This window comes from Planococcus sp. VCh962 (assembly GCF_057748275.1).
In genome coordinates this window covers 1-12,966 of record NZ_JBYLHS010000014.1, presented here as the reverse complement: position 1 = coordinate 12,966, position 12,966 = coordinate 1, and the positions used below count along the sequence as shown (strand labels likewise).

Below are 12,966 nucleotides of genomic sequence, written 5' to 3'. Positions count from 1 at the left end.
ATAAGCTATTGCAATAATACTAATCTTACGTATAATTAAAACACATAGAATTTTCAGAATCAAAAGGGGTGCCGAGATGGAAGAGCGTAAAATGATACTGGATGTTAAAGGCTTAAAAACATCTTTCTTCACTGATGATGGTGAAATTCCGGCAGTAGATGATATAGATTTTTATATTCGCGAAGGGGAAGTTTTAGGGATTGTCGGTGAATCAGGATGTGGAAAAAGCGTTACTTCTTTATCGGTTATGGGACTCGTACCAAGCCCGCCGGGTAAAATTACAGGTGGAGAAATTTTATTTCAAAATAAAGATTTGACCAGGTTTTCCGAGAAAGAAATGCGTGCCATTCGAGGCAATGATATAGCAATGATTTTCCAGGAGCCAATGACTTCGTTAAATCCTTTATTCACTATCGGTGACCAATTACGCGAAGCGATTAAAATCCATAAACGGGATTGGAGCAAAAAACAGATTCAAGAACGTGCTGTAGAAATGATGAAACTTGTAGGGCTGCCGCGCGCAGAAGGGTTAATGAAAGAATACCCGCATCAACTGTCAGGCGGAATGCGCCAGCGGGTAATGATTGCCATGGCGTTATTATGCGACCCGAAAGTATTGATCGCCGATGAACCGACAACGGCTTTAGATGTAACCATACAAGCACAGATTTTGAAGCTGATCAAAAATCTGAATGAGAGGCTGAATACAGCCGTCTTGCTGATAACCCACGATTTAGGCGTCGTAGCAGAAACGTGCGAACGCGTTATTGTCATGTACGCAGGAAAAGTGGTAGAAGAGGGTCCGGTGCATAAAATCTTCAAAGATCCTCAGCATCCATATACGAGAGGGCTGCTTGAATCTGTTCCGGATATGCGCTTTAAAAAAGAGCGGTTATATTCCATTCCGGGAAATGTGCCGAAACCGGGGACAATCCGGACTGGCTGCAAATTTGCGGCAAGATGCGAATTTGCCTTTGACCGCTGCATAGTGGAAAACCCAGCTCTTTACCAGACAGAAGAAGACCACCAAACCCGTTGCTTCCTATTTGACCCGAAGGAGGTCCAGGCCCATGACAGAACCGTTGTTAAAAGTTGAAGGGCTGAAAAAGTATTTTCCTATTAAATCAGGAATTTTAGGCCAAGTAAAAAATTATGTAAAAGCGGTAGATGATGTGTCGTTTACAGTCGCAGAAGGAGAAACTCTTGGAATTGTAGGAGAATCTGGCTGTGGCAAGTCCACAACCGGCCGTATGCTGATGCGTTTATTGGAGCCGACAGAAGGAAAAGTGTTTTTCGATGGACAGGAATTGACCAATCTCTCGACGAGCGAAATGCGTAAAGCACGCCGCGATATCCAGATGGTTTTTCAAGATCCCTATGCCTCATTAAACCCGCGTCACACCATCGAAAGAATCCTGATGGAGCCTTTAAACGTACATAACCTTGGCGATCCGAAAGAACGAAAGAAAAAAGTTCATGAATTTTTGGAGATTGTTGGGTTAAGCAGTTACCACGCCAAACGTTATCCCCATCAATTTAGCGGTGGGCAGCGCCAGCGCATTGGCATCGCACGGGCATTGATGACCAATCCCAAACTCATTATTGCTGATGAACCGGTTTCAGCTCTCGATGTATCGATTCAAGCCCAAGTTTTGAATTTGATGCAGGATCTGCAAAAAGAACTGAAGCTGACTTATATATTTATCGCCCATGATCTTGGTGTAGTCCGTCACATCAGTGACCGAGTGGGAGTGATGTATCTGGGGCAAATGGCGGAACTAGCCGACAGCGAGGCGTTATATGAAAAACCGCTTCACCCGTATACCCAAGCTTTGCTGTCAGCGGTACCGGTGCCTGATCCGGATTTCATACGAGAAGAAGTAGTGATCAAAGGGGATGTACCGAGTCCTGCAAATCCTCCAAGCGGATGCCGTTTCCACACACGCTGCCCGTTTAAGATGGATATTTGCGAAAAGGTTGTACCGATTTTTGCAGAAGTTGAAAAAGGTCATTCTGTAGCCTGCCATCTTTACGAAGAGTCCAGGCCGCAATGATAATAAATAACAAAAATGGAGGGGTCAATTTGAGAAAGAAAAAGCTCGTATCACTGGCTTTTCTGATGCTTTTATTGCTAGCGACAGCGCTGTATGGCTGTAGTTCCGATAATGCTTCAGAAAACAATGAAGGGGATAGTGGAAATACAGAAGAATCCGGTGATCCGAAAGTATTGATTTTTGGCCGTGGGGGAGACTCGGTTTCACTTGATCCGATTGTTGTTACTGATGGAGAATCATACAAAGTCACAAAGAACATATTTGATACGCTGGTAAATTTCGGTGAACAGGACACAGAAATCCATCCTGGTTTAGCAACTGAATGGAAAGCGGCTGAAGATGGATTAACGTATACTTTCACTTTGGAGGAAGGCGTTAAATTCCACGACGGCACTGATTTCAATGCGGAAGCGGTTGTAGCAAACTTTGAGCGCTGGGCAGCTGGAGACGCTGATAAATTCCCATACTATGGTTCTATGTTTGGGGGCTTCGGTGATGAAGAAGGCCATGTCATTGAATCTGTGACTGCAACTGGCGATTACGAAGTAGAATTCAAATTGAAACGTCCGCAGGCACCATTCCTGAAAAACCTGGCAATGAGCTCATTCGGAATCGCTTCACCTACAGCATTTGAAGCTGCAGGAGATAAATTTGGTGATGCACCGGTTGGGACAGGTCCATTCAAATTTGTAGAATGGAAACGCAACGACTCAATCACGATTGAGAAAAACCCGGATTACTGGGTGGAAGGCGAACCAAAACTGGATCAAGTCGTATTCCGTGCGATTCCAGATAACTCTGCCCGCTTGAATGCATTATTGTCGGGTGAAATTGATTTGGCAGACGGCATTACACCTTCAGATGGTGAAACAGTAGAAGGAAATGCGGACTTGCAATTATTCGAACGACCTTCAATGAACGTTGGGTATCTTGGGTTAACAACAACACGTGAACCATTTGACGATCCGAAAGTTCGTCAAGCGATGAACCATGCAATCGACAAGCAAGCGATTGTTGATGCATTTTTCCAAGGCCGCGGAGAAATCGCTAAAAACCCGATGCCTCCAGTAATCAGCGGTTATAACGAGGACATCAAAGATTATGAATTTGACCCGGAAAAAGCGAAGCAATTGCTTGCAGAAGCTGGTCTTCCTGATGGTTTCGAAATGGAACTTTATGCAATGCCGGTTCCACGTCCTTATATGCCGGATGGCCAAAAAGTGGCAGAAGCTATTCAGAAGAACTTGGCAGACGTTGGTGTAACTGCGAAAATCGTATCTTTTGAATGGGCTACTTATCTTGAAAAAGCAGCTAACGGAGAAGCGGATGCTTTCTTGCTTGGCTGGACAGGAGATAACGGCGATGCCGATAACTTCCTATACGTATTGCTTGACCAAGACAATATCGGTTCAAACAACTACACGTATTATGAAAATCAACAATTGCACGATATCTTGATTGAAGCTCAAACAGAAGTGGATGAAGATAAGCGCAATGAACTGTATAAACAAGCGCAAGAAATTATTCATGAAGACGCACCTTGGGTACCGTTGGCTCACTCGACTCCGCTTTTAGCTGGAGGCAAGAATGTTGTGAACTTTAAAGCGCACCCGACTGGTTCTGACAAATTAGCATCTGTTGATTTGGAGTAGGTTGGCTCAGAGGAGAGGTCATTGTGATTTCTCCTCTTTTTTTCTTAAAACTGCATTAGGTTCTCAATTGTTACTGACATGCCGTTAAATTTAACGGCTCTTAATGTATACATATGCAAGGGATGGAGAGGTGGAGAAAATGCTTCACTATATCGGACGGCGAATTCTGCAATTGATTCCGGTTTTGCTTGGCATGACATTTATCGTTTTTCTAATCATCCGGGCGATACCTGGTGATCCTGCTCAAGTCATTCTTGGCCAGCAAGCATCCGAAGAAGCTATAAAGGCATTGCGTACTACTTTGGGTTTGGATAATCCATGGTATATTCAATACTTTGAATACTTAAAAGGACTGGTTACCGGTGATTTAGGCGAATCACTCCGCACCAGAACGCCGGTAGTTGATGAAGTATGGCCATACTTGGCAGCAACTATTGAATTATCTGTTTTTGCTATTATTATTGCTGTGATTATCGGCATCAATGCAGGCATTGTCTCGGCTTGGTTCCAGAATTCCTGGTTTGATTATTTAGCGATGATCATTGCGTTGATTGGGGTATCGATGCCAATTTTCTGGTTAGGTTTGATGAATCAGTGGATTTTCTCAATCGAGCTGGGAATTTTGCCGACGACCGGCCGGGAAAATGTCCGTGATCCTGTAGACGTTATCACGCATTTTTATGTGATTGATACCTTAATTACAGGGCAGTTTGACCAATTATCAACGGTGTTAAAGCACTTGATTTTACCTGGTACAGCCTTAGCTACGATACCGATGGCAATTATTGCCAGAATGACCCGTTCGAGCATGTTGGAAGTCATGCGTTCAGATTATGTGCGCACAGCACGTGCAAAAGGACTGAAAATGTTTTGGGTAGTTTACAAACATGCTTTAAAAAATGCCATCATTCCAGTTTTAACAATTATTGGTCTTCAAATGGGCTTGCTGCTAGGTGGAGCAATCTTAACTGAAACCATTTTTGGATGGCCGGGAATCGGGCGCTATATTTATGAAGCAATTGGATTCCGTGATTATCCGGTTATCCAGTCTGGCATATTAATTGTTGCCTTTATATTCGTTATGATCAATTTGTTTGTCGATTTGCTTTATGGTCTGATTGATCCTCGCATCAAATATGATTAGAAAGGGGGAGGAGCACATTGGCTAACGTAACGGCAAATAAGAATGAAGTACAGATGGAAAAAGTTGCTGGTCCATGGAAAGAAGCATGGCGCGGATTCCGCAAAAGCAAAGTGGCAGTTGTAGGGATGGGCATTGTGTTGTTCTTTATCTTGTTAGCGATTTTCGGTCCTTTGTTTACACCTCAGGGAATCAATGAACAAGATTTATCTCAACGGCTTTTGCCTCCCTCTAATGAACATTGGATGGGGACGGATGATTTTGGCCGTGATATTTTATCGAGAATTGTTTATGGAGCAAGAATTTCCCTTTGGGTTGGGTTTTTGGCGGTTATCGGCTCAGTAGTGGTCGGCAGTGTTTTAGGAATACTCGCAGGTTATTATGGCCGTTGGGTCGATACCATCATATCCCGTATTTTTGATATCATGCTGGCATTCCCGAGCATTTTATTGGCGATTGCAGTCGTATCGGTACTTGGGCCATCACTTCGTAATGCATTGATTGCCATTGCTATTATTAACGTACCGAATTTTGGCCGCTTAATCCGCTCAAAAGTGCTAAGCATTAAAGAAGATGAGTACATTATGTCAGCCAAAGCAATTGGCATGAAGGATAATCGGATTTTGTTTTCGCATATTTTGCCGAATTCGATGGCTCCAGTTATTGTTCAAGGAACATTGGCCATTGCCACTGCAATTATTGAAGCGGCAGCTCTTGGGTTTCTAGGGTTGGGTGCGCAGGCACCATCTCCCGAATGGGGAAAAATGCTGGCGGATTCAAGGTCGTATTTGACCAATGCACCGTGGACAATGATTTTTCCGGGGATAGCCATTATGTTGACGGTACTCGGCTTTAACTTGATGGGAGATGGACTGCGGGATGCTCTTGACCCTCGCATGAAATCGTAAAACCATAAAAAATGCGCCAAGGCAATATGCCTGGCGCATTTTTTATATGACATTTTCCAAATCGGATCCGACTTCTTCCGAATGGTAATTATGATAAGACATGATCAGTAAATCTAAATGTTCCAATTGCTCTTCGTAATCAAGAATAGCGGAAAGGATATGCATCAAACGATAAATGGATATATCATCCCCTGCTTCTTCCTGGGCAATCGAGATTTCTTTGACAAAAATGGACAGTACTTCATTGCGCTTTAAGATGACATCTTCTCCCGAAGTTTCACTGTGTTCCGGGCGTAATTTTCCGATGTACTTCATATATAGCTGATCATGGTAGTTCGTTAGATTTTCAAGATGGTCTTGCAGCATCATATGAAAATGCTCGGGAAGTTCGGTTAATTCATTTTCATATCGGTGCAGCCTTTTTAAAAGGTCCAAACTCTTTCTGGTTGTCGTGATCATGTGCCGGTAAAGCACCAATTTTCGGGCTTTTGCATATTGCTGTTTTTTGCTGTAGCTGCGCTCATCTTTATAGAACGAATACCACTGATCCACTTTTTCGAGTTTTTCAGACAAACGGTCAATATCGTTTTTGACGGAAGTATGATCCGATACATGACGTATTGAAATACGTATCCAGCGAATGGCTTCTTCCGTTACTTCATGGATAGAAGTGAATAAGCGCGCTTCATATTTCGGCGGCAAAAAGATGATATTGACGATAAAAGCAGACAGTATTCCAAGAAGTATGGTCAAAAAACGCAACCCTGCAAACTCTAAAAATGCCTCTTGTTGTGATTCCATGATAACAATAATGGTAACAAGCGTTAATGGCACCGGATTGTTAAGTTTCAATTTCAGCATAATGATAATAGCTAAAACAGCAGCAAGGCCAACAGTTAAATAATTTGTGCCAAGCGTCAGTACAAAGATTATGCCGATTACTGCACCAATGAGGTTCCCGTACATTTGATCTAAAACAGTCAAGTAAGACCGGTAAATAGAAGGTTGAATGGCGAAAATTGCTGCTATGCCTGCCATGAAAGGAATGGGTAATTTTAACAGTTCAGCTAAAAATAGAGCCAGCGAAATGGCTACTCCAGTTTTAAAAATTCGTGCACCTAATTGCATAAACGCATGGCCTCCTTCCTTTCATCTCGCAGGATTTGAAATTAAAGCTGTTTAAAGGCTTCACGGACTGCTTGAATCGATTTTGCTACGTCTTCTTCTGTATGTTCCGTCGTTAAGAACCAAGCTTCATACTTAGAAGGAGCAAGATTGATTCCTTGCTCAAGCATCAGTTTGAAAAAGCGGGCAAAGATTTCTCCATCGCTAGCTTCGGCTTGCTCATAATTTTCTACTTTTTGATCCGTAAAGTAAATAGTTAAGGCACCTTTTAAGCGATTGATGGTAATGGTCACATTAAATTCTTCAGCAGCAGCAAGAATTCCTTCTTCTAGCTGGCGGCCAAGTTCGTCCATTTTTTCATAGACGCCTTCTTCGCGAAGAATTTCAAGGCAGGCGATTCCTGCTTGGATAGATGCCGGATTCCCGGCCATCGTTCCAGCCTGATATGCGGGGCCAAGCGGAGCGACAGTTTCCATGATTTCTTTTTTTCCGCCGTAAGCACCGATTGGCAAACCGCCGCCAATGATTTTTCCAAGTGCCGTCAAATCTGGAGTTAACCCTAATAGGTCTTGGGCTCCGCCGTAATGGAACCGGAAAGCAGTGATGACTTCGTCGTAGACAATCAAAGCGCCTTTTTCTTTGGCAATGCGATGGACTTCTTCTAAGAAACCTTTGTTGGGCTCTACAATTCCAAAGTTGCCGACGATCGGTTCTACTAAGATACAAGCGATTTCATCGCCCCATTTGTCCATAGCTTCTGAAAAAGCGGCTGGATCATTGAAGGGGATTGTGATAACTTCTTCAGCAATGCTTTTTGGAACCCCGGCAGAATCCGGAGTTCCAAGTGTTGCAGGTCCGGAACCCGCAGCCACAAGCACTAGATCAGAATGGCCATGATAGCAGCCTGCAAATTTCATGATTTTCGTACGGCCTGTATAAGCACGGGAAACGCGGATTGTTGTCATGACCGCTTCAGTGCCACTGTTGACGAAGCGGACTTTATCCATTTTCGGCATGGCTTCTTTTAACATTTTCGCGAACGTGATCTCGTGTCTTGTCGGAGTCCCGTATAAAAGGCCGGTTTCAGCTGCGTGCGTGATGGCTTTCGTAATATGCGGATGTGCATGGCCAGTAATGATTGGTCCGTATGCCGCTAAATAGTCGATGTATTTATTGCCATCGACGTCCCAAAAATAAGCTCCTTTGGCACGTTCCATCGCTACCGGAGAGCCTCCTCCGACTGCTTTGTACGATCTTGAGGGGCTGTTTACGCCGCCGACGATATGCTGCAGCGCTTCTTCGTGAAGCTTTTCAGATGTGGAATGATTCATTTTTTATTGCCTCCTAGAGTAATCTCTTACCTATTGTAGTCAATATCATTGCTGAACGCCAAAGAAATTGAAACTCTATAGCAGGTTAGGTACGATAGAAGGTAGAAAAGGAGTGATGATGATGACTACATTAGAAGGTTTAAAAGCCCCGGATTTCAAACTGAAAAATGAGGCAGGAGAAACGGTGGCATTAGAAGACTTTGCAGGCAAGAAATATGTAGTGCTTTACTTTTATCCGAAAGATATGACACCAGGCTGCACAACTCAAGCTTGTGATTTCCGGGATGCCCAAGAAGACTTTTCGGAGCTGAACGCTGTGATTCTGGGTGTCAGCGCAGATTCTGAGAAACAGCATGTCAAATTCATCGAAAAGCATGGTTTGCCGTTTTCCTTATTAGTGGACGAAGATCATCAATTATCAGAAGCATATGGTGTATGGGTTCAGAAAAAAATGTATGGCAAAGAGTTTATGGGAATTGAACGTTCCACTTTTTTGATTGATCCAACAGGAACAATCGTTAAAGAATGGAGAAAAGTTAAAGTAGAGAATCATATTAAAGAAGTTCTCGAAACATTAAAGACGCTTACGAATCGTTAAAAGGAGAGAGAGTTCATGGAAGTCCTGTTCACGTTCATTCCCAAAGAGCACCAACGGCAACGGCTTATAAATGAGTTTCCAGAAGTACAATTCTATTTTGAGTATAAAGACAAGTCTCGGTTGCCTTCGGCAGATATTCTGGTTACGTTCGGTGAGGACCTTGCGGCAGAAGATATCGAGCAGGCTGCACAGCTGAAGTGGATTATGGTGGCAAGTGCTGGAGTGGAAAAAATGCCGCATGCCGCTATCGCGGAACGGGAAATCGTCGTCTCCAATGTAAAAGGAATTCATAAAACACCGATGACTGAATCGGTTCTGGCCCATTTATTGTCTTTGAAACGGGCACTTCCATATATTTATGACAACCAGCGGCAAAAACAATGGAACCGGAAAACAGGTTCTACGGAGCTTTATGGGTCAACCGCATTAATCATCGGGCCTGGCGCCATTGGGATGGAAATCGGCAGAGTGCTGCAAGCGTTTGGTGTCCATACCATCGGATGCAACCGTTCGGGGAAGCATGCTGATTATATGGAAGAAATGGTGCCATTCAATAGCATCATCAATGTAATGCCTTCGGTGGATACCGTAATCTCCGTTTTGCCAAGTACAAGCGAAACAAAATACCTGTTGAAAAAAGAGCATTTCCAAGCCATGAAAAATACGGCGATTTTCATGAATTTCGGGCGAGGAGATTTAGTGGAAGATAGAGTACTGATAGATGCGCTGGAAAATGAGGAGATCGCCTATGCCGTATTGGACGTTTTTGAACAGGAGCCGCTGCCTTCAGACCATCCTTTTTGGTCAATGAAAAACGTGGTGGTATCCCCGCATGTATCCAGCCACTCTGAAAAATACGTGGAACGGGCACTTGAGGTTTTTATTCCGAATTTGAAAAAGTGGCTTTCTGAAGATGCTTGTCCTACAAATCTCGTCAATATGGAAAAGGGGTATTGAGTGTGAAGATTTACACAAAAACCGGTGATAAAGGAACGACTTCACTCGTCTATGGGATACGTGTAGCAAAAAACGATGTCTTAGTTGAAGCTTATGGTACTTGTGATGAAGCAAATTCAATGATTGGGTTAGCAGTCGGCCATTTGCATAATGAGTTTTTCGGAGAGAAAGAAGAACTGGAAGCGGTTTTTCATGAAATCCAAACAACTTTATTCCATGTGGGGGCTGAACTTGCCACGCCAAAAGGCAAAGAAGTGAAATGGAAGCTGACTGCAGAGGACATTGTAAAATTAGAGCAGTGGATTGATCAGTTCGATGCAGAAGTACCGGCATTGACAAACTTTATCCTGCCGGGCGGGCATCCAGCTGGAGCTGCTTTGCATGTGGCTCGGACTGTTGTCAGAAGAGCAGAACGTGCATCCCTCTCCATTGGCGATGACGTATCTCCCAATGTTTTAGCTTACTTAAATCGTTTATCCGATTTTCTGTTCGTTGCGGCGCGTCTAGTCAACTTGCGTTTAGGAAGAAGCGAAAAAGACCTGCACCAAAAATAAGTAATAAAGTATTTGGAAAAGTAAGCATTATAGTGATTTCTTGACATCGCCCCTCATTTTTGAGTACACTATTTATAACGATTACAATGTAAGAATATTGATGAAGTGAGGTGCACAGCGATGTCTGAAGTACAATTAAAAGACGCGCTTGATGCTTTGAAGTCAACAGGTGTTCGAATCACTCCCCAGCGTCATGCGATTCTGGAGTATATGATTCATTCAACGACGCACCCGACAGCGGATGACATTTATCGCGCGCTTGAGAAAGCTTTTCCTAATATGAGTGTAGCAACAGTATACAATAATTTACGTGTGTTCAGAAAAGCAGGATTGGTGAAGGAATTGACTTATGGCGATTCTTCTAGCCGTTTTGATTTTGTTACGCATGACCATTACCATATAATCTGTAATGATTGCGGTAAGATTGTCGACTTCCATTACCCAGGACTCGATGAAGTAGAGCATTTAGCTTCTCACGTCACTGGATTTCAAGTGGACTATCATCGCCTTGAAATTTATGGGACTTGCCAAGACTGTCTTGGAAATTCTGCAAAAGCCCAATAAAAACGAGCATGATTTCATGCTCGTTTTTGTTTTGGCAAAATTGCAGAAAATAAAAGGTCCGCTTGAACTAAGAAGTTCAAGCGGACAGATTCTTTATATCTTCGAATTTTTTTTATTGTATTCCTCGCTAAACTCTTTTCCTTCAAGAGCAGGATCCATAGTCAAAGGTTCATTGCAATGCATGCAAATATCAACGCGTCCTAACATTTTTGTATGTCTTCCGCAGTTTGGACATTCAACCGGGACTGTTTTCATTGATAACAAGCCGATCCAGGCATATACACCTGTACTCCCAACAATGGCAATCAAGCCGAGCAGCATGAAAATCACCATGACCAACGGTTGTTCTCTAAAATATATGCCCACATACATAATAACGATACCGATAAAAATCAGTGCTAAGGCAAAAGTCCGGATACGGTTAATTTTATTCTTATAAGGTTTCATTAATTTCTTTCCTCCTTGCATCCATCATACTATATCATAAACAAGGTGAAAAAGTGATAATGATTAACGGATGCAGGAATCCTTAATAAATTTGTCGAAATAAAGAAAAGCGGAAATGCCTGCATACATTATAGAAAAGATTGCCGTTAATTTCCGAAGGGACAATATTTGGGAATCAACAAACTGAAATAGGTGAGATAGAATTGCAAGGAGTGGATTTAATGGAACAAATTTTAAGGCCGATTTATCAAGAACGCGCCAGCCAGGAAAGTACTTTGGGTGTAGTATTGGTAGAGAAAAGAGAAAAGGTTAGCCCAATCACCGATACGTTCGATTCGGTTTTGCTAATCATCACTAAAGAGAATGAAACACCGGTCTTCACGAAACATTATACTTATTTGGATAAAAAAGCTGCCATGCATATTGTGACAGAAAAACAATTGCATAAATGGCTGTTGCTTGGAACTAACCGTAAAATTGTTGATTGGCTTTTTCATGGACGGATAATTTATGACCGGAATGAATTTATGGAAAAAATTAAAATGGAATTGAAGGAATATCCGTTCTATGGCCGCAAAATAAAAATGGGCATGGAATTTTCGAAACTGATTCGGCGTTATTTAGAAGGGAAGGTATTCTATGAAGAGAAAAACTATTTGGATGCTTATCATCATATAGTAGAATCGCTTCATCATTTGGCTAGACTTGCTGTATTGGAAAACGGCCTTCCCCCTGAAGTAACAGTGTGGACGCAAGTAAAGCAGATGGAACCTGCCATTTATAAACTCTATGAAGAATTGGTCCTGAGTGATGAAGCGCTTGAAAAAAGATTGGAACTTTTATTTCTAGCCAGTGAGTTCTTTATTCATTCACGTACGAAAGATGGAGCCCAGCACATTAGAGAAGTAATGGAGCGTAAAGAAAGATGGACGATCCAGGAATTGCATGAGCAGGAAGAGTTGAGAAATTATTCATCCAACCTGGAAGTTTTTATCGAGTTCCTGGTAGAGAAGGATTTGATTTCAATAGAAAGCGTAAATACAAAAAGCGAAGGAATATTCCACCGATACTATTATGTTGAAAACTAAAAGTAGAATGCTTTTTCTAGAGAATTGATTTCTTTCATAAAGAATCGGTTCTTTTTTTTATAAAAAAGTTGAGCCTTGCAAGAATGTAAATAATATTATCGTAAATTTAAAAAATCTGATTTATGTTTTTTGATTTACTGAGTTTGTCTATAGATGTTCTTTAAGCAATTGCACCTTTCAGAAGTAACGCCTGATTTTCTTAAGAAAGATATTGAACTGCTTCATCTGCAAGGTTTATGCATGAGTGGGTGGGCTTTAACAAGTGTTCGTTCTATAATGCCGAATGTATGGGAATAGAAGGGGGAAGAAAGTTTTTAAGTTTTTTTATATTTTCCGTTGACAGGTGAAGGTAAACTGTATTATGATAATACACGTCGCCAAGAGAAATTAAGTTTTTCTACAATAATAAAAAAAGCTTGACTCTTCTCAGGAACGATGCTAAATTAGAGAAGTCGCTTTTACAGGACACCAAAACATGAACCTTGAAAACTGAACAGCAAAACGTCAACAAATTAGCGACGGCCGCGCAAAACGGCCGAAGCAACGT

Annotated in this window: 13 protein-coding genes; 10 read left to right on the top strand and 3 right to left on the bottom strand. The window is 42.2% G+C overall.

Annotation, left to right across the window (positions count from 1 at the left end; all coding sequences use genetic code 11):
* Positions 1-76 precede the first annotated feature (76 nt).
* The 5 genes from AC3AQ9_RS19750 (at position 77) to nikC (ending at position 5,755) form a co-directional block, all read left to right on the top strand.
* Positions 77-1,096 carry an ABC transporter ATP-binding protein gene (locus AC3AQ9_RS19750; protein ID WP_488309185.1) on the top strand — a complete coding sequence of 340 codons (1,020 nt, stop codon included), beginning with the start codon at positions 77-79 and terminating at the stop codon, positions 1,094-1,096.
* Positions 1,071-2,054, top strand: a complete 984-nt coding sequence (locus AC3AQ9_RS19745; RefSeq protein ID WP_488309184.1) for an ABC transporter ATP-binding protein — start codon at positions 1,071-1,073, stop codon at positions 2,052-2,054. Before AC3AQ9_RS19750 ends, AC3AQ9_RS19745 begins: the two co-directional genes overlap by 26 nt.
* A gap of 29 nt (positions 2,055-2,083) precedes the next feature.
* Positions 2,084-3,706 (top strand): ABC transporter substrate-binding protein, encoded by a 1,623-nt coding sequence (locus AC3AQ9_RS19740; RefSeq protein ID WP_488309183.1) that lies wholly within the window; start codon positions 2,084-2,086, stop codon positions 3,704-3,706.
* Positions 3,707-3,845: 139 nt separating this feature from the next.
* Entirely contained in the window at positions 3,846-4,850 is a 1,005-nt protein-coding gene (locus AC3AQ9_RS19735) for an ABC transporter permease (RefSeq protein ID WP_488309182.1), read from the top strand.
* A gap of 53 nt (positions 4,851-4,903) precedes the next feature.
* The gene (gene nikC / locus AC3AQ9_RS19730) at positions 4,904-5,755 is read left to right on the top strand and encodes a nickel transporter permease (protein WP_488309221.1); all 852 of its coding nucleotides are present in this window, start codon (positions 4,904-4,906) and stop codon (positions 5,753-5,755) included.
* A gap of 42 nt (positions 5,756-5,797) precedes the next feature.
* Here the strand turns inward: nikC and AC3AQ9_RS19725 are convergent, their stop codons facing one another.
* Together AC3AQ9_RS19725 and AC3AQ9_RS19720 are read right to left on the bottom strand one after the other, a co-directional pair.
* Entirely contained in the window at positions 5,798-6,883 is a 1,086-nt protein-coding gene (locus AC3AQ9_RS19725; RefSeq protein WP_488309181.1) for an FUSC family protein, read from the bottom strand.
* Between the two features lie 41 nt (positions 6,884-6,924).
* A complete protein-coding gene (locus tag AC3AQ9_RS19720; RefSeq protein ID WP_488309180.1) occupies positions 6,925-8,211 on the bottom strand; it encodes a glutamate-1-semialdehyde 2,1-aminomutase in 1,287 nt (428 codons plus the stop codon).
* A gap of 121 nt (positions 8,212-8,332) precedes the next feature.
* Here AC3AQ9_RS19720 and bcp point away from each other — a divergent pair, with 121 nt between their 5' ends.
* The 4 genes from bcp to perR all read left to right on the top strand — a co-directional run bounded on the left by bcp (position 8,333) and on the right by perR (position 10,884).
* On the top strand, positions 8,333-8,809 hold the full coding sequence (gene bcp / locus AC3AQ9_RS19715) for a thioredoxin-dependent thiol peroxidase (RefSeq protein ID WP_488309179.1): 477 nt from the start codon (positions 8,333-8,335) through the stop codon (positions 8,807-8,809).
* 15 nt (positions 8,810-8,824) lie between these two features.
* Complete coding sequence (locus AC3AQ9_RS19710; RefSeq protein WP_488309178.1) at positions 8,825-9,766, top strand: D-2-hydroxyacid dehydrogenase; 942 nt, start codon at positions 8,825-8,827, stop codon at positions 9,764-9,766.
* 2 nt (positions 9,767-9,768) lie between these two features.
* The gene (locus AC3AQ9_RS19705) at positions 9,769-10,320 is read left to right on the top strand and encodes a cob(I)yrinic acid a,c-diamide adenosyltransferase (protein WP_488309177.1); all 552 of its coding nucleotides are present in this window, start codon (positions 9,769-9,771) and stop codon (positions 10,318-10,320) included.
* Positions 10,321-10,440: 120 nt separating this feature from the next.
* Complete coding sequence (gene perR, locus AC3AQ9_RS19700) at positions 10,441-10,884, top strand: peroxide-responsive transcriptional repressor PerR (RefSeq protein ID WP_488309176.1); 444 nt, start codon at positions 10,441-10,443, stop codon at positions 10,882-10,884.
* A 93-nt stretch (positions 10,885-10,977) separates the two neighbouring features.
* Here perR and AC3AQ9_RS19695 read toward each other — a convergent pair whose 3' ends face one another.
* Entirely contained in the window at positions 10,978-11,331 is a 354-nt protein-coding gene (locus AC3AQ9_RS19695; protein WP_488309175.1) for a YgzB family protein, read from the bottom strand.
* A gap of 221 nt (positions 11,332-11,552) precedes the next feature.
* On the opposite strand from AC3AQ9_RS19695, the gene AC3AQ9_RS19690 reads away from it, so the two are divergent.
* Positions 11,553-12,419 (top strand): nucleotidyltransferase-like protein, encoded by an 867-nt coding sequence (locus AC3AQ9_RS19690; protein ID WP_488309174.1) that lies wholly within the window; start codon positions 11,553-11,555, stop codon positions 12,417-12,419.
* The last annotated feature ends 547 nt before the right edge of the window (positions 12,420-12,966 follow it).

What these genes read in the sequence shown, in the direction of transcription:
- AC3AQ9_RS19750 (WP_488309185.1), top strand. Translation starts at nt 77, where the DNA reads ATGGAAGAGCGTAAAATGATACTGGATGTTAAAGGCTTAAAAACATCT.
- AC3AQ9_RS19725 (WP_488309181.1), bottom strand. Translation starts at nt 6,883, where the DNA reads ATGCAATTAGGTGCACGAATTTTTAAAACTGGAGTAGCCATTTCGCTG.
- nikC (WP_488309221.1), top strand. Translation starts at nt 4,904, where the DNA reads ATGGAAAAAGTTGCTGGTCCATGGAAAGAAGCATGGCGCGGATTCCGC.
- AC3AQ9_RS19695 (WP_488309175.1), bottom strand. Translation starts at nt 11,331, where the DNA reads ATGAAACCTTATAAGAATAAAATTAACCGTATCCGGACTTTTGCCTTA.
- perR (WP_488309176.1), top strand. Translation starts at nt 10,441, where the DNA reads ATGTCTGAAGTACAATTAAAAGACGCGCTTGATGCTTTGAAGTCAACA.
- AC3AQ9_RS19710 (WP_488309178.1), top strand. Translation starts at nt 8,825, where the DNA reads ATGGAAGTCCTGTTCACGTTCATTCCCAAAGAGCACCAACGGCAACGG.
- AC3AQ9_RS19690 (WP_488309174.1), top strand. Translation starts at nt 11,553, where the DNA reads ATGGAACAAATTTTAAGGCCGATTTATCAAGAACGCGCCAGCCAGGAA.
- AC3AQ9_RS19745 (WP_488309184.1), top strand. Translation starts at nt 1,071, where the DNA reads ATGACAGAACCGTTGTTAAAAGTTGAAGGGCTGAAAAAGTATTTTCCT.
- AC3AQ9_RS19720 (WP_488309180.1), bottom strand. Translation starts at nt 8,211, where the DNA reads ATGAATCATTCCACATCTGAAAAGCTTCACGAAGAAGCGCTGCAGCAT.
- bcp (WP_488309179.1), top strand. Translation starts at nt 8,333, where the DNA reads ATGACTACATTAGAAGGTTTAAAAGCCCCGGATTTCAAACTGAAAAAT.
- AC3AQ9_RS19735 (WP_488309182.1), top strand. Translation starts at nt 3,846, where the DNA reads ATGCTTCACTATATCGGACGGCGAATTCTGCAATTGATTCCGGTTTTG.